Source organism: Parasphingorhabdus halotolerans, assembly GCF_012516475.1.
Lineage (GTDB): Bacteria > Pseudomonadota > Alphaproteobacteria > Sphingomonadales > Sphingomonadaceae > Parasphingorhabdus > Parasphingorhabdus halotolerans.
Genome location: NZ_CP051217.1, coordinates 1,410,049 through 1,426,340, shown reverse-complemented (window position 1 = coordinate 1,426,340; position 16,292 = coordinate 1,410,049). Strand labels below are relative to the sequence as shown.

The following is a 16,292-nucleotide window of genomic DNA, read 5'->3' as shown; positions in this document are numbered from 1 at the left end:
AGAGCCACGCCTATTAAGTGGTTATGTTTATCATTCCCAATACGCTCGATCTGATCGGAAACACGCCTTTGGTAAGGCTTGAAACTGCTAGCGAGGAAGCGGGCTGCGACATTTATGGCAAATGCGAATTTGCCAACCCGGGCGCATCAGTGAAGGACCGCGCTGCTCTCTACATTATTCGGGATGCGGAAGAGCGCGGCCTATTGAAAACCGGCGGGCGGATAGTTGAGGGGACGGCAGGTAATACCGGCATAGGCATTGCGCTGGTCGCCAATGCAAAGGGCTATAAGTCAACAATAGTGATGCCCGAAACGCAATCGCGTGAAAAAATGGACACTTTGCGTGCACTAGGTGCGGAACTGATCACTGTGCCAGCTGCGCCTTATTCCAGCCCATGTCATTTTGTCCACCAGTCGCGCCGCATCGCTGAAGAAACCGAAGGTGCGGTCTGGGCCAATCAGTTTGACAATGTCGCCAATCGCCGCGCGCATATCGAAACCACGGCGGAGGAAATTTGGCAGCAGATGGATGGTCGGATCGACGGTTTTACCTGTGCTGCAGGCACTGGTGGGACCATCGCCGGCGTAGGAATGGGCCTGAAAGCCAAAGACGCGAAGGTCACCATTGCCCTAACCGATCCGCATGGCGCAGCGCTATATGAATATTATGCCCATGGCGAATTAAAGTCCGAAGGCAGCAGCGTAGCTGAAGGGATTGGGCAGGGCCGGATAACCGGCAATCTGGAGGATGCGCCGATTGACCGGCAATATCGGATTTCTGACGAAGAAGGTTTGCAATGGGTTGAGCGATTGTTGCAGGAAGAAGGCCTTTGTCTTGGACTTTCATCCGGCATAAATGTCGCTGGTGCTATCGCTCTTGGCAAGGAATTGGGGAAAGGTAGCCGTATAGCGACAATATTATGCGACACCGGATTTCGTTACCTGTCATCACTCTACAATGCCGAGTGGTTGAGGGAAAAAGGGCTGCCCGTTTTTCCGTGGCTTCAGAATGAAGAATAGGAAGATTTGCAAATGAGCAAACGGATATGAGTAATCGTCAAGACACAATACAGCGGCTGCAGGTTGGCGTTATTGGACTAGTGACGGTTTTGTTACTTGTCAGCATAGCAAATTTTGTTCTCCAGCGCGCTAGCGATGAGCCAACCGCGCTGGAGGAAATTCAGGCGGGCACGGCAAATAGTGCGCGTGAATTGGCCGATGGCATCGACGAGAAACCTGCTGAACCGCTTGCGGAAATTGGCATTACGCCCGCACCCATGCCAGAGGACGACGTAATCCAGCCGGTGGTTAAACCCAAGGTAGAAAGCCAGATTGTGCCCGATCTCAAGCCGGATCCCAAACTTGAAGCGCCGATGGATCGGGAATCCCGCTAATTGTTTCGCGCGAGCACAATTTTGCTGGCGTTAGCAGCGGTAATATTTGGTTGCTGGCAGTTATTTGCGTCCAAGTCCGAGGCCGACAATAAAGCCCGTGATAAACCAAGCATAGAGTTGATGACCAGCTTGCCGATTATCTGGGGTGAGGGCTCTTCAATGGAGAAAATTCTCTCCGGCGACGCATCGCCAGCGGCAATTTATGAATATTGGCAATCGCAATATGATCTGAAAGCCGTTGATAGCCTGGAAGGTTTGACCGGCCGCGACACAGATATAGTCATGCTCGCGCAGCCGCGCGCAATGGATCCGGCAGATATCGCATTGCTGGATGACTGGATCAGAAAAGGCGGTCATGCGATCATCCTCACTGACCCGGCCCTGGTCTGGCACAGCGATTTACCGATTGGCGATAGCCAGCGGCCATTGGCGAGCGGAATGCTCTCGCCGTTGCTGCAATATTGGGGTCTGGAGTTGCTGGCACCGGATGATGAGAGAGCAGGGCTTGTCGAATTAGAGTTTGATGATTTTTCGATAACCACTGCGGGCGTCGGATCGTTCGCCGAATTGCAGCAGGCTAGCGAAGCAAAAGCCGTTTGTTTGATGAGCGCTGGCGGGATCATGGCGCGCTGCAAGGTTGGTCGGGGGCAGGCCATATTGGTTGCCGATGCCGATTTTTTAAATCAGGAATTGTGGCCAGATGCTTCTGCTCTGGAGACAGGCGGCGAGACTCAGGCGATGCGGTTTACCGACATGTTATTGGCAGAATCGGGGGATGTTTCGAGTGTTTCCAATGACTAATCAGGTAAATATAGGTAAACTTGTCAACCGGAGGAAAAATAAAATACCATAATATCAGTAATATAACTATCAAAACCCGTTCAATCCCCGATTATCCCCTTTTCACCCATCCAAACCCCTGTTAACCCTGTTGCGTTATCGGGGTGATTTTCCTGTCCGGGATTCTTTTTTCCGGGAGAGGCGCGAATATGCGCTTCTTCCGCCGGGAAAACGCGTCCCGGATGAACCGTTGGGGGTTCAGGATGAGGGATTGGCTGTGTCAGGTGCGTACGCATATTCAGGATCTGCAATATCGGCAATAGACGATAAAGGTCGCCTGTCGATTCCGGCCTTCTTGCGCAATCACCTGGTCGCAAGCAGCAATGGCCGGACCTTGTGTCTTGGATTTCACGAAAAATGGCATTGTCTGGTCGGCTACGGGTTGAGCCGCAAAGCGGATATTCTTTCTGACATTGAGAAACAATGGGAAGCCGCCATGGCCCGCGGCGATGATTTTGACAAAGACGCTGCCGGGGCCAGCAAGTTTACCTCGCTCCAGGAACTAAGCTTTGACGCTAGCGGACGCTTTGTCATGCCCCCGCAGCTCAGCGGCATTCGCAGCATTAAAAACAACGTATTCATCCACGGCATCGGCTCCACTTTCTGCTTGTGGGATCCGCAAACGCTGCTGGACACAACCGACGATGTTCCCGTCGACCGCCAATTGGTAGAATTTTACCTCAAGGAAGCGGATCAGAAAAGCAGCGGGAAGCAGAAATGATTGCTGTCACTGCTCCCCATATTCCCGTCCTGCGTAACGAAGTGATTGAAGCGCTGGCCATTGCTCCTGGCGAAACGCACGTTGATGGTACCTTCGGCGCAGGCGGGTACAGTAAGGCGATGCTGGCAGCGGGGGCGTCGGTTCACGCTTTTGATCAGGACCCGGACGCGATCACCGCTGGGCAACTGATGGTTGAAGAAAGCGGCGGCAGGTTGACGCTGCATCACGCGTGCTACTCGCAAATGGCCGATCTGCTGGCTGACGAAGATATTGACGGCGTCACCCTCGATATTGGCGTGTCCTCCATGCAACTCGATCAAGCCGAGCGCGGTTTTTCTTTCCAGAAGGATGGACCGCTGGATATGCGCATGGCGCAAGACGGGCCTACAGCGGCTGATTTCCTCAATGAAGCGGACGAGGACGAAATTGCCAACGTGATTTATCGCTATGGCGAGGAACGGCGATCGCGCAGAATTGCGAAAGCCATTGTAGATGCACGGCCACTGACCCGCACATCTGAACTGGCGAATGTCGTGCGCAAGGCTCTTGGCCACAAACCGCATGACAAGAAAGATCCGGCAACCCGGACCTTTCAGGCCATTCGTATCTACATCAACCGCGAACTTGGCGAACTGGAAGACGGTTTGGAAGCGGCTGAACGCTTGCTTAGACCCGGCGGCAGGCTGGCCGTTGTTTCCTTCCACAGTCTTGAAGATCGCATCGTCAAAAATTTTCTGCGCGACCGCAGCGGACAAAAGTCCCGCGGATCGCGCCATTTACCAGAAGTTTCAGAGATCCGGAACGCGCCCAGTTTTCACAAACCAGCCAAAGCGGTGCGCCCGGCTAAGGCGGAGCAGGCGTCTAATCCCCGAGCCCGCTCCGCCACCCTACGATCAGCTATCCGGTCCGATGTCCCTGCTTGGGTGTCCGCCAAAATAGCGCAAGGAGGTGCCGCATGAAACTCGCAGCCAAGCGCCTTGAAGGAATTGGATGGCTCGCCCTGGTCTTCCTTGTCGCTATCCTGCTTTATCCGTTGTCGCTTAGCGTTGCGACGATGCGCAGCGATCTGGCGCGGACAGACAAGAAGATCGTCGCGGTAAAAAAAGACATCCGTTATCTGGAAACGGAATTTAGCGCGCGGGCGAATTTGCGGCAGCTGGAGTATTGGAACAAGTTGGAATACGGCTATGTTTCCCCCAAGGCTGCACAATATCTGGACGGCGAGCGGGCGCTGGCAAATCTGGGCGGCACCGATCTTCGCAAACCTGTCAAGGTTGCTGTGATCAGTTCGATGGATCAAGTGGCCCCAGCCGGGATTATCGGTTCGGTTTTTGGTACGGCTTCAGCAAAAGCGCGCAACTCCGATGGTAGTGCCATTGGCACAAAAACTGAAAAGTCGGTACCCTCAGGTGATGAGCCGACCAGCGAAGAGCTCAGCGAAACCCGAACAAAACGTGTTGCGAGCATGGAAGCCAAGCTTCTTGATGATGGCCTTGTCAAAACCTTGAACAAAAAAGCCACTCAGGAACAGACACGGGGTCAGTCCGAATGACTACCTTATTGGCGAACAGCAGAAAAGTGCAGTTCTCCGGCAAGCACAAGCAGATTACCGCCAACGCGCATTTCCGGCTGATGATGCTTTTGCTGGTATTTTTGGCGGGCTTCACTGTCGTGGTTGGCCGCTTGATAAGTTTCAGCATCATCGAAGACGCGCAGCCTAACCGTATTTCCAGTGCAACATATGTACCAGCGCGCGGCGATATTATGGACCGCAATGGTGTCGCTTTGGCGCGGACGATGCAAGGTTATGCCATCCGCGTCGTTCCGGAGCGTGTGTTGGGTGACAAAGAGCTTCTGGCAAATCAATTGGCAGCGCTGTTTCCAGATACTTCACGCGAACAATTTCGTTCGAGGCTAAACGGCAGCCGACCCACATATCTTCGCCGCCGTGCTTTGCCGAGCGAGGTCAAACAAGTCCACGCGCTTGGCGAAATAGGAATTGAGTTTCCGCGCGAAAACGAGCGTCTTTACCCGCAGCGAGAATTGGCAGCGCATATATTGGGCTATGTCGATGCGGATAACCACGGTATCATGGGAATGGAGCGGGTACTCAACGACCGGTTAACCGACGAAAGCCACCGCAGCGAGCCTGCGGTCCTCTCGATTGACAGTCGCGTGCAAGCGGCGTTCGAGAGTGAGCTTTCATCCGCCATGATTTCGCAAAGCGCCAAAGGTGCGGCGGGGATCATATTGGATGTGCAAACCGGAGAGGTTATGGCGCTGGCGTCCCTGCCGATGTTTGATCCGAACAAGATTCGCAGTGAAACCATGAAACATCAGGTCAACGAAGTGACCCAAAGTGTGTTTGAGCTGGGCTCCACCTTCAAGCCTTTTACCATTGCTGCCGCGCTTGATGCCGGAACGGTTACCGATCTCGCCGTGCGCTACAATGCGATGGAACCCATCAAAGTCGGCGGCTTTACAATCAAGGACGATCATAGCCAGGGGCGTTATCTCAATGTTCCGGAAACGCTGGTTCATAGCTCGAACATCGTGACTGCGCGCATTGCTGATAATCTGGGCAAAGAAGGCATGGAGCACATGATCCGAAGCCTCGGCTTTGATGAAAGGCCTCATATTGAGCTGGCCGAGCGCGGGCATCCATTGTGGCCGAAAAGCTGGGGCCGCGTAACCAATATGACGATTGCTTATGGTCATGGCATTGCCGTGACCCCTTTGCATTTGGCCAGCGCTTATGCTGCATTGGTCAATGGCGGAATTTGGCGTCCGGCAACATTGCTGAAAGTCGAACCCGGCAAAGAGTCCGAAGGGCGGCGTGTTTTCAAGGCCGCGACAAGTGCCCGGATGCGGCAATTGCTCCGGATGATCGTTTCCAGCGGTACGGGCCGGAAGGCCGATGCGCCGGGATATCGGGTTGGTGGAAAAACGGGCTCCGCTGAAAAGCCTTCTGCAGGTGGATATAACAAAACCTCGCTCGTTTCGACTTTTGCAGCAGCCTTTCCGATGGACAATCCGCGCTACGTCATCATCGCCATGCTTGATGAGCCGCAGGGCAATGCCGAATCTGCTGGACAGCGGACTGCCGGGTGGACCGCAGCACCGATAGTAAGCAAAGTCGTGACGCGTGTTGGCCCTATGCTAGGGGTTGTGCCTGACGAGCACCGCGACGTTGATGTATCCGAACTAACCCCGCTGCTTTGGGCTCCGAAGGGATAGGATGGATGCAGCTCAGCGCCCTCATAGCCGGATTGACCGACGCTGATCTGAACGGAGATGCGAGCCAGATACCCGCTACCGGTTTCGCCATCGACCATCGAAAGGTCGCTGCCGGTAATATCTTTGGCGCCTTTCGCGGGGCCAAATTTAACGGCGAAGACTATATTGAAGCTGCGGTAAAGGCAGGAGCCATAGCCATTGTCGCTCGACCGGAAGCGGTGGTTGAAGGCGCTGTCCACATCGCTGACGACGAACCGCGCCGGGTTTTTGCACTTATGGCGGCTCGCTATTTCACTCCGTCGCCGCAATATGTCGCCGCAGTTACCGGAACCAATGGCAAGACCTCGACTTCGGAACTGACCCGTCAACTCTGGCGGATGGCGGGGCTGAACAGCGCGTCGATCGGTACGCTTGGCGTTACCACAGCTGACGAACAGGTGAAAACTGGCCTTACGACGCCGGATATCGTTACGTTTCTATCCAATATGTCAGGGCTGGCGCGGGAAGGTGTCTCTCATGCGGTTTTCGAGGCATCGAGCCACGGCCTTTCCCAGTATCGTACGGAGGGGCTGCCGGTCCAAGTCGGAGCCTTCACCAATTTGAGCCGTGATCATCTTGATTATCACGGTGATATGGAAAGCTATTTCGAAGCCAAAATGCGTCTGTTTGAGGAGGTTGTCGAGCCCAATGGCTCTGCCGTCGTCTGGGCGGATGACCTATGGTCCGATAAAGTCATCAAGCGCGCAATGGATCGTGGTCTGAACATCTTCACCGTTGGCGAGCAGGGAACCGCACTGAAACTGGTATCACGCACGCCCACGCAGTTGGGGCAGGTTCTGATGGTCATGGCAGGTGGCAACACCCACCGGATTGCGCTGCCATTAATCGGTGCCTATCAAGCAGCGAATGCGCTTTGCGCGGCCGGGATTGTCTTGAATACCGGCGGCACTCTGGAAGATGTTTTCGATCATATGCAGCGCCTGCAACCAGTTCGGGGACGTCTGGAGCGCGCGGTCATCACCAAGGCGGGAGCGCCCGTCTATGTCGATTACGCACATACGCCCGATGGGCTGGTTGCTGCAATTGGGGCGCTGCTTCCGCACGTCAAAGGCAAGCTCATCACCATCATGGGAGCGGGGGGAGACCGGGACACCGGCAAGCGTCCGGAAATGGGTAAGGTAGCCATTGAATATTCCGATCATGTCATAGTGACGGACGATAATCCGCGCGGCGAGGATCCGGCAAAAATCCGGGCCGATATTATGGCAGGTGCAGCCGGTGCCGAGGAAATCGGGGATCGCCGCGAAGCGATTGCGAAAGCCATTCAACAGGCTGGCGCAGATGATATTATTCTGCTCGCTGGCAAAGGCCACGAGCAGGGCCAGATTGTCGGTGATCGCATCATTCCGTTTGATGATGTGGAAGTGGCGCGGGAATGTGCCGGAGATCAGATCCGCGAACAAACACGTGATCAGGCCCCCGATCAGGCCCATGATAAGAACGCAGAGCAGGCGTCCTGATGGCGCTCTGGACATCATCCGAGCTTGCAGAAGCGGTTGGCGGCAAAGCCAGTGAAATATTCGAGGCCAATGGGGTTGCGTTCGATTCAAGGGAAGTCGGCAAGGGCGATTTGTTTTTCGCGCTGAAGGGCGAGCAAAGCGACGGGCATTTGTATCTGGATAAAGTCTACGCCGCTGGAGGCGCTGGTGCTATAGTCAGTGAAGCGACTGATGGACCCCATATTTTGGTGGACGATACAACCGACGCACTGAACGCGCTGGCAAAGGCATCGCGCAGTCGTACCGGTGCAAAAATTATCGGAGTGACCGGTTCCGTTGGTAAAACCGGCACCAAGGAAGCCCTGTTTGCCGCGCTGGAGCGCAGTTCGATGGGCAAGGCGCATCGTTCGCTCAAAAGCTATAACAACCATGTTGGTGTCCCGCTCAGCTTGTCACGGATGCCCGCCGATACAGAATTCGGCATTTTTGAAATGGGCATGAACCATGCCGGAGAATTGTCCCGGCTGACGCAGTTGGTCAGGCCAGATGTTGCGATCATCACCGCGATAGCGCCCGCCCATATCGGTCATTTTTCATCAGTGGAAGAAATCGCCGATGCGAAAGCAGAAATTTTCGAAGGCCTGACAGCGGTTGGCACAGCAGTTATCCCGTTTGATAGTCCGCATTATGAGCGCTTGAAATCTGCCGCTCTGAAGCACACACAAAATATCCTGAGTTTCGGTTTCTCCGAGCAAGCGGATGTGCGGGCGGTTGATATTGTGCCAGCGCCGCGTGGCGGTTCTCTGGTAACTGCCAGTCTCGGTGACCAAAGTCTGTGCTTTACGATTTCGGAACCGGGCAGGCATTGGGTTTCCAATGCCCTTGCGGTTTTGGCGGCTGTCCGGGCGGCTGGTGGCGATCTTGCCTCGGCCGGTCTCGCACTGGCAGAGTTGGAAGGCTTGGCCGGGCGCGGCAAAAGGCACAAACTGTCGCTGGTCTCAGGTGGCAGCGCGCTTTTGATTGACGAGAGTTACAACGCTAATCCGGTATCGATGAAAGCGACCCTGGCGCAACTTGCGAGTGAGGCCGGCAAAGGCAAGAAAATTACAGTTCTCGGCGCGATGGGCGAGTTGGGCGAGGCTGCTCGAGCCTATCACGAAGCACTGGCTGAAGACATTGCAGCTTCAGGTGCATCGATAATCATCCTTGTGGGCGATGAAATGGCACATACCGCCGCAAAGCTTGACGAGGCGCTTGATCACAACGCTGAAATATTCCATGCCGCCAGCTCTTCGGACGCGCTGACCGAGGTCGCAAAACAAATCGGCGACGGAGACATCCTTCTTATCAAGGGGTCAAATTATCTGGGGCTCGCGAGCGTGGTTTCCGCGTTGGTGAATGGGGAATACTAATGTTTTACTTGCTGGCTCAATGGCTTGAATTTGAAGGTATTTTTAACGTTTTTCGTTATCTTAGCTTTCGCTCGGGCGCCGCTGTGGCTACCGCCTTGTTTATCGGCATGCTGATCGGTCCGCGCTTCATCAATATGCTGCGTATGCGTCAGGGCAAAGGGCAACCGATCCGCGAGGATGGGCCTGTCACCCATCTGAAAAAGGCAGGCACTCCCACAATGGGCGGTTTGATGATCCTGATTTCTCTGATTATTTCGCTGCTGCTGTGGATGGATCTCAGTAATATTTTTGTCTGGTCTTGTATATTCGTGACCCTCGGTTTCGGCGCAATCGGGTTCATGGATGATTACGACAAGGTTACAAAAGCCAGTCATAAGGGGGTTCCGGGCAGAGTCCGCTTGCTGATGGAATTTGCGGTCGCAGGCTTTGCTGCCTGGATGATTATCCAGCAGATTGGCACCAGTCTCTATGTGCCTTTCTTCAACGATGTGCAGATCGACCTCGGCTGGTTTTATTTGCCCTTCGCCGCTTTTGTCATGGTAGGCGCTGGCAATGCCGTGAATTTGACCGACGGCCTCGATGGCTTGGCAACTATGCCGGTTGCGATAGCCAGTGCGACATTCCTGATACTGGTTTATTTGTCCGGCAACGCTGTGTTCTCGGAATATCTTGGTATTCCGTTCGTAAAAGGGGCAGGCGAACTCGCTATTTTCTGTGCGTGCATTGTTGGAGCGTGTCTGGCGTTCCTTTGGTTTAACGCGCCACCGGCAGCGGTTTTCATGGGCGATACCGGCAGCCTGGCTTTGGGCGGTGCGCTCGGAGCGATTGCGGTTTCGATCCATCACGAAATCGTTCTTGCCATTGTCGGTGGATTGTTCGTGCTGGAGGCGGTGTCGGTGATCGTTCAGGTGTTCTTCTTCAAACGTACTGGCAAACGCGTGTTTCGCATGGCGCCGATCCATCACCATTTTGAACAGCTTGGCTGGTCTGAATCCACGGTCGTGATCCGTTTCTGGATTATTTCTCTGGTTCTGGCGCTGGCTGGATTGGCAACGCTGAAGCTGCGATGATTACCTCTCCCGTCTTTGCTGGCAAACGGTACGCCATATTGGGTCTCGCAAGATCCGGCATGGCAACGCTGGATGCCTTGCATGCAAGCGGGGCCGAGCTACTGGCCTGGGATAATCAGGTACACCTTCGTAACGAAGCCGAGGATAAAGCGGATATCGGAGATCTGCTGGAAGCGGATTTAAGCGGCTTTGATGCGATAATTGTGTCCCCTGGTGTTCCGCTTAACAACCACCCGATTTCGCAAAAAGCTAAAGATTCCAATGTTCCGATTATCGGAGATATCGAACTATTTGCGCAAGCGCGGTCAACGCTGCCGCCGCACCGGGTAGTTGGTATTACCGGTACCAACGGCAAATCGACAACCACGGCGTTGCTGCATCATATTTTTCAGAGCACAGCGCGACCGTCATTAATGGGCGGCAATATCGGCATCCCGATTATGGCGCAAAAGCCGTTGACAGCCGGGGGCGTTTATGTGCTTGAGCTTTCCAGCTACCAGATTGATCTGACTCACACCTTGGACTGCGATGTGGCGATCTTGCTCAATATCACGCCTGATCATCTGGATCGTTATGATAGCTTTGACGCTTATGCTGCTTCCAAAGCGCGCCTGTTTGATATGTTATCGCCAAAACATACGGCGATCATTTCCGGCACGGACGATAAATGTCAGCTGATCATAAAATATCTGCGGGAGGAAAACCGCATTGGTGATGTCGTCGATTTAAGCTCTGCTGAAGCAACGGGTCAGGAGACCTGGCCATCCCTGCAAGGACCGCATAATTTGCAAAATGCGATTGTCGCGTGTTCAGCGGCGCACAGTCTTGGAATCAATGAACAGCAGCTGCGCAAGGCGTTGGCCAGCTTCAGAGGGTTGCCGCACCGTATGGAGCGTGTTGCCGAACAGAACGGCGTGCTGTTTGTCAACGACAGCAAGGCCACCAACCCGGCATCAACCGGGCCAGCATTGGGCGCATATCCCAAGATTCACTGGATCGTTGGCGGACTGCCAAAGAGTGAAGACCTGGATGAGTGCGCTGAATTTTTCGGGAATATTGTCAAGGCTTACACTATTGGTGAAGCGGGGCCGATGTTCGGAAAACTTCTTGAACCACATATGCCTGTGGAGCCTTGCGAGATGATGCTCACCGCTGTTCAGCGCGCGGCTGGCAATGCCCAACCGGGTGAAGTTGTATTATTGTCACCGGCCTGTGCGTCCTTTGACCAGTTCAAAGATTTCGAAGCGCGCGGTGCCTGCTTTAAATCGGCGGTCAATTCGGTGATTGAAAAGAAACAAGTCGGCACCGCTGCCGGGGGAACACTATCATGAGCGATGGAATAGCAGATGGCGGATTTCCCGAAACGGCAGCGCCTGAAATAGCAGCCAATCTCAAAAAGAAGCGCTTTCAACTGCAATCGCGCCTTGGTCGCAGCGACAGGACACCGCTTGCCATCTGGTTCTGGGAGCTCGACCGCGTGCTGCTTGGGCTAATCATGACATTAATAACAATCGGCCTGATCGGCATCGCCGCTGCTTCTCCCGTAACAGCGTTGAAGCAGAGTTCGAGCACAGTTACGATTGAACCACTCTATTATTTCTACCGGCAATTGGGCTGGGTCGCGGTCGGCGTGCCCCTGATGCTGTTTGTCTCCATGGCTCCAAAAGAGCAGGCTAGGCGTTTTGCTATTGTTGCCGCTGTTCTGGCTTTCATACTGTTGTTCCTTGTGCCGATAATGGGCAACACGGTAAACGGTGCCAAACGCTGGATCGGCTATGGTTTTGCAACGTTGCAGCCGGGTGAATTTCTCAAACCTTTTTACGCCGTATCCATGGCCTGGCTTCTGTCCCTTCGGGTAAAAGACCCGTCACTTCCCCTGGTGCCGCTCTCCATAGCCATAACCGGCGTGATCGCGCTGCTGCTGCTGATGCAGCCCAATCTGGGGCAAACGATCGTCTTTTGCGGAATATGGTTTACTTTGATGGTGGTATCGGGCTTGTCTGCCAAACTTATTGCAGCGGCCAGCGTCGGCGGGATCGGCGGTTTGATCGGTTCCTATTTCTTCTATCCGGTGGCGACACAGCGGATCAATGCGTGGCTGTTTGGCGGCGATGAATTTGATCAGGTGATGTTCGCACACAAGGCGCTCACCGGTGGCGGCTTGCTTGGCACCGGGCCAGGCTTGGGAACAGCGAAGTTCAAACTGCCGGAAGCACATACTGATTATATTTTCTCGGTTATTGGCGAGGAATTCGGCTTGCTTGCCTGCGTGGCCATCGCGCTTGTTTACCTAGCGATCATCGTGCGAGTGTTCATTCGTTTGCTCGATGAGGAAGACAATTTCATCATCCTCGCGGTCGCCGGTCTCACCGCCCAATTTGGCGGGCAGGCGCTTATCAACATTTCGGTTAATCTCCAGCTCTTTCCGTCGAAGGGCATGACCTTGCCGTTTGTCAGCTACGGCGGCTCATCATTCCTCGCCCTGTCGATGGGCGTCGGACTATTGCTGGCATTCACCCGTCGAAACCCTTATCTGGACCGCTCGGAATATGTTGCGACATGGAGTCCGAAAGGTGCTCCTGATGACGCGTCAAATAATGAGGTGACCAGATGAGCTTTAGCAAACATTATGTCCTGGCGGCGGGCGGTACCGGTGGTCATATGATCCCGGCCTATGCGCTAGGCGCCGAGCTTGTTCAGCGTGGCCACCGAGTGGCTTTGATCACCGACGAGCGTGGCGAAAAAATTCCCGGAATGGTTGATGGCGGGCAGGTGCATGTATTGCCCGCTGGCCGTATCACCAAAGATCCGCGGGGATGGGTGAAGGGCTTGCAGGCGATCTTGAAGGGCCGCAAAATGGCGATGCAGCTCTATCAAACATTTGAACCGTCTGCGGTTATCGGCTTTGGCGGCTACCCTGCTTTTCCTGCCATTCTTGCGGCAAATAAAATGGACGTGCCAACTATAGTGCACGAGCAGAATGCTGTTCTGGGACGCGTTAATCGGCTTGCTGCCCGCACGGTCAATGCCATTGCTACCTCCTATCCCGATATATTGAAACTAAAGCCCAAATATAGAGACAAGGTGCATCTGGTAGGCAATCCCGTTCGGGAGGATGTTCTCGCACTCCGCGACGAGCCTTATCCCCCGCTCACCGAAGACGGAATTTTCCGTGTGCTGGTCACCGGCGGCAGTCAGGGTGCGTCTATTCTGTCTGATGTCGTTCCGGATGCAATGGCGATGCTGCCGATGAATTTGCGCCGGCGCTTGCAGATTACCCAGCAATGCCGCGAGCAGGATATTGAAACGGTTCGCGCCAAATATGCCGAGCATGATATTCCGGCAGAGCTTGCAACCTATCTGCCGGACTTGCCGCAAAGACTGGGTTGGGCGCATCTTGTGATCGGCCGGGCCGGCGCATCGACGATAGCCGAACTGACGGCTGCTGGACGCCCCGCCATTTTGGTGCCGCTGCCGATTGCGACGGATGATCACCAAACCCAGAATGTTCGCGAAATGGTTGCGGCCGGCGGCGCGCGCGCAATTGCGCAACCTGCTTTCACCGCCAAGGAGCTTGCCAAGCAGATGCAGAAAATGGCGCTTGGCCCCGGCGCGCTGGAGAATGCTGCGCGCTTTGCCAAAAAATGCGGACGCCCCGAAGCGGTGCGCGATCTTGCTGACCTGGTTGAGAGCATCGGCACTTCGCCGCTTTCCAAAACGCTTAAGGTGAAGCAGGAGCGTTCGGGACTGTCGATCTCGCCGCGTCCCGCACTCGCAAAAGAGGCTGCTGAATGAAGGGTGTCGGTACAGATATTGGCACAATCCACTTTGTTGGTATCGGCGGGATTGGCATGTCCGGTATTGCCGAGGTTATGCACAATCTTGGCTATAAAGTGCAAGGCAGCGACATTGCCGAGGGCTATGTGATTGAAGGCCTGCGCGGTAAAGGCATTGATGTGAAAATCGGCCACAGCGGTGAAAATGTTCATGGCGCGGCGGTTGTCGTTACATCGACTGCGGTGAAACGCGGCAATCCCGAAGTCGAGGCGGCGCTTTCGCATCGTATTCCGCTGGTCCGCCGCGCCGAGATGCTGGCTGAACTGATGCGGCTTAAATCCACAATCGCTATTGCCGGCACCCACGGCAAGACAACCACAACCTCAATGGTTGCCGCGATGCTGGATGCTGGCGGCATTGATCCGACTGTCATCAACGGCGGTATCATCAATAATTACGGTTCGAACGCCCGGCTCGGGACCAGCGAGTGGATGGTGGTCGAGGCCGATGAAAGCGACGGCAGTTTCCTGCGGCTTGATGGCACGATTGCGGTCGTCACCAATATCGATCCTGAACATCTCGATCACTATGGCAGCTTCGACAAAATCAAGGACAGCTTCCTGGAATTTATCGAGAATGTGCCCTTCTACGGCGCAGCAATACTCTGTATCGATCATCCCGAGGTGCAGGCAATTCTTCCGCGCATCCGTGACCGGCGCTTGATTACCTATGGTTTTTCAGCCCAAGCCGATGTGAAGGGCATAAACGTGACGCCGGTTCCGGGAGGCAATCGTTTTGACGTTGTGGTTACCGACCGCGATGGGGGGCAACGAACAATTGAAGGTATCGAACTGCCGATGCCCGGCCGCCATAACGTCCAGAACGCAATTGCCGCTGTGGCTGTTGGCCTCGAAATGGGGATGACGGATGAACAGATTGCGCGTGGCTTTGATCAATTCGGCGGCGTCAAGCGAAGATTCACCAAAGTCGGCGAAGTCGGTGGCGTCGTTATCATTGATGATTATGCGCACCATCCGGTTGAGATCAAGGCCGTGCTATCGGCTGCGCGTGAAGGTGCCGAAGGACGCGTTATAGCAGTGGTCCAGCCACACCGCTTCACCCGTTTGCGCGATCATATGGAAGAATTCCAGCAGGCGTTTAATGATGCTGACATGGTTTACGTCACCCCCGTCTATGTCGCGGGTGAAGATCCGATTGAGGGCATAACGAGCGAGGCTCTGGCGGAAGGTTTGCGCAAGCGCGGACACCGTGTTGCCGAAACCGTTGCGGATGAAAAAGATCTGGCCGTCCGGCTGGCCGACGTGACAGAAAACAAAGATATGATCGTCTGTCTGGGCGCTGGTGATATCACCAAATGGGCTGCTGGATTGGCGAACGGTATCAAGGACGTGCGGTCATGAGTGCCGTTCTGTCTCTCCCTGAAACACGCGGAAAACTGACCGCAGATGCGCCACTCGCCAAGCTCGTCTGGTTCAAGACCGGCGGACCTGCACAATGGTTGTTCGAACCAAAGGATATTGACGATTTGCAGCAATTTCTCCGCGATCTTGATCCGGAGATAGCGGTCTGGCCCCTGGGGCTGGGGTCCAATCTGATCATACGCGATGGGGGCATCAAAGGCGTAGTGATCAGATTGGGCAAGGCTTTTGGCGGTATCAAAGCAGACGGCCTGACGCTCACATGCGGTGCCGGTGCGCCAGGTATTTCAGCCGCGAGCATGGCACGCGATCATGCTATTGCAGGGATGGAGTTTTTGCGCGGTATTCCCGGTACTATTGGCGGCGCGGTTCGGATGAACGCCGGGGCTTACGGACGCGAGATGTGCGACATATTGGAAAGCGCCGATATTGTGCTGCGTACCGGCGAGCTGAAAACCATCCCGCTTGCCGAAATGGGATATACCTATCGGCACAGCGCGCTGCCGGATGGCGCGGTTGTAGTCTCCGCCAAATTGCGCGGGCAAAGCGGCGACTCTGAAATCATCGCGGCTGAAATGAAACGCATTGGCGACGAGCGCGAAGCCTCGCAGCCGCTGCGGACGAAAACCGGCGGCTCGACTTTCAAAAATCCGGATGGGTATAAAGCCTGGCAACTGGTCGATGAAGCCGGATGTCGCGGATTGACTATTGGTCAGGCGCAGGTTTCTGAAAAACATTGTAATTTCCTGATCAATCTCGGCGGAGCCACTTCGGTGGATATTGAAGCGCTCGGCGAAGAAGTGCGCAAGCGCGTGAGAGCGCACAGCGGCGTTGAACTGCAATGGGAAATCCAGCGAGTAGGAGAAATTCTATGATGCTTTTCTCTCACCCGCTCAGGACGAAC

At 54.8% G+C, this 16,292-nt stretch carries 15 protein-coding genes; all 15 read left to right on the top strand.

What is annotated here, in order from left to right; translation table 11 throughout:
* Window positions 1-23 precede the first annotated feature (23 nt).
* The 15 genes from HF685_RS06840 to murB all read left to right on the top strand — a co-directional run bounded on the left by HF685_RS06840 (window position 24) and on the right by murB (window position 16,263).
* A complete protein-coding gene (locus HF685_RS06840; protein WP_168818874.1) occupies window positions 24-1,019 on the top strand; it encodes a cysteine synthase A in 996 nt (331 codons plus the stop codon).
* A gap of 26 nt (window positions 1,020-1,045) precedes the next feature.
* Entirely contained in the window at window positions 1,046-1,393 is a 348-nt protein-coding gene (locus HF685_RS06835; RefSeq protein ID WP_246218789.1) for a hypothetical protein, read from the top strand.
* Entirely contained in the window at window positions 1,394-2,194 is an 801-nt protein-coding gene (locus HF685_RS06830) for a Gldg family protein (protein WP_168818873.1), read from the top strand. It begins immediately after the preceding gene.
* Between the two features lie 256 nt (window positions 2,195-2,450).
* Window positions 2,451-2,954: a division/cell wall cluster transcriptional repressor MraZ gene (locus HF685_RS06825; protein ID WP_168818872.1), complete on the top strand. Its 504-nt coding sequence runs from the start codon at window positions 2,451-2,453 to the stop codon at window positions 2,952-2,954.
* On the top strand, window positions 2,951-3,913 hold the full coding sequence (gene rsmH / locus HF685_RS06820; protein ID WP_168818871.1) for a 16S rRNA (cytosine(1402)-N(4))-methyltransferase RsmH: 963 nt from the start codon (window positions 2,951-2,953) through the stop codon (window positions 3,911-3,913). Before HF685_RS06825 ends, rsmH begins: the two co-directional genes overlap by 4 nt.
* Complete coding sequence (locus HF685_RS06815) at window positions 3,910-4,506, top strand: hypothetical protein (protein ID WP_168818870.1); 597 nt, start codon at window positions 3,910-3,912, stop codon at window positions 4,504-4,506. Before rsmH ends, HF685_RS06815 begins: the two co-directional genes overlap by 4 nt.
* Window positions 4,503-6,191, top strand: a complete 1,689-nt coding sequence (locus HF685_RS06810; RefSeq protein ID WP_168818869.1) for a peptidoglycan D,D-transpeptidase FtsI family protein — start codon at window positions 4,503-4,505, stop codon at window positions 6,189-6,191. The genes HF685_RS06815 and HF685_RS06810 overlap by 4 nt, the downstream gene beginning before the upstream one ends.
* Window positions 6,192-6,196: 5 nt before the next feature.
* Entirely contained in the window at window positions 6,197-7,711 is a 1,515-nt protein-coding gene (locus tag HF685_RS06805; protein WP_168818868.1) for a UDP-N-acetylmuramoyl-L-alanyl-D-glutamate--2,6-diaminopimelate ligase, read from the top strand.
* On the top strand, window positions 7,708-9,102 hold the full coding sequence (locus HF685_RS06800) for a UDP-N-acetylmuramoyl-tripeptide--D-alanyl-D-alanine ligase (protein ID WP_168821337.1): 1,395 nt from the start codon (window positions 7,708-7,710) through the stop codon (window positions 9,100-9,102). Before HF685_RS06805 ends, HF685_RS06800 begins: the two co-directional genes overlap by 4 nt.
* Window positions 9,102-10,172 (top strand): phospho-N-acetylmuramoyl-pentapeptide-transferase, encoded by a 1,071-nt coding sequence (gene mraY / locus HF685_RS06795; protein ID WP_168818867.1) that lies wholly within the window; start codon window positions 9,102-9,104, stop codon window positions 10,170-10,172. Before HF685_RS06800 ends, mraY begins: the two co-directional genes overlap by 1 nt.
* Window positions 10,169-11,503 carry a UDP-N-acetylmuramoyl-L-alanine--D-glutamate ligase gene (murD, locus tag HF685_RS06790; RefSeq protein WP_168818866.1) on the top strand — a complete coding sequence of 445 codons (1,335 nt, stop codon included), beginning with the start codon at window positions 10,169-10,171 and terminating at the stop codon, window positions 11,501-11,503. The genes mraY and murD overlap by 4 nt, the downstream gene beginning before the upstream one ends.
* The gene (locus HF685_RS06785) at window positions 11,500-12,786 is read left to right on the top strand and encodes an FtsW/RodA/SpoVE family cell cycle protein (RefSeq protein ID WP_168818865.1); all 1,287 of its coding nucleotides are present in this window, start codon (window positions 11,500-11,502) and stop codon (window positions 12,784-12,786) included. Before murD ends, HF685_RS06785 begins: the two co-directional genes overlap by 4 nt.
* Complete coding sequence (murG, locus tag HF685_RS06780; RefSeq protein WP_168818864.1) at window positions 12,783-13,967, top strand: undecaprenyldiphospho-muramoylpentapeptide beta-N-acetylglucosaminyltransferase; 1,185 nt, start codon at window positions 12,783-12,785, stop codon at window positions 13,965-13,967. The genes HF685_RS06785 and murG overlap by 4 nt, the downstream gene beginning before the upstream one ends.
* Window positions 13,964-15,370, top strand: coding sequence for a UDP-N-acetylmuramate--L-alanine ligase (murC, locus tag HF685_RS06775; RefSeq protein WP_168818863.1), 1,407 nt, complete (start codon window positions 13,964-13,966; stop codon window positions 15,368-15,370). The genes murG and murC overlap by 4 nt, the downstream gene beginning before the upstream one ends.
* Window positions 15,367-16,263: a UDP-N-acetylmuramate dehydrogenase gene (murB, locus tag HF685_RS06770; protein WP_168818862.1), complete on the top strand. Its 897-nt coding sequence runs from the start codon at window positions 15,367-15,369 to the stop codon at window positions 16,261-16,263. Before murC ends, murB begins: the two co-directional genes overlap by 4 nt.
* The last annotated feature ends 29 nt before the right edge of the window (window positions 16,264-16,292 follow it).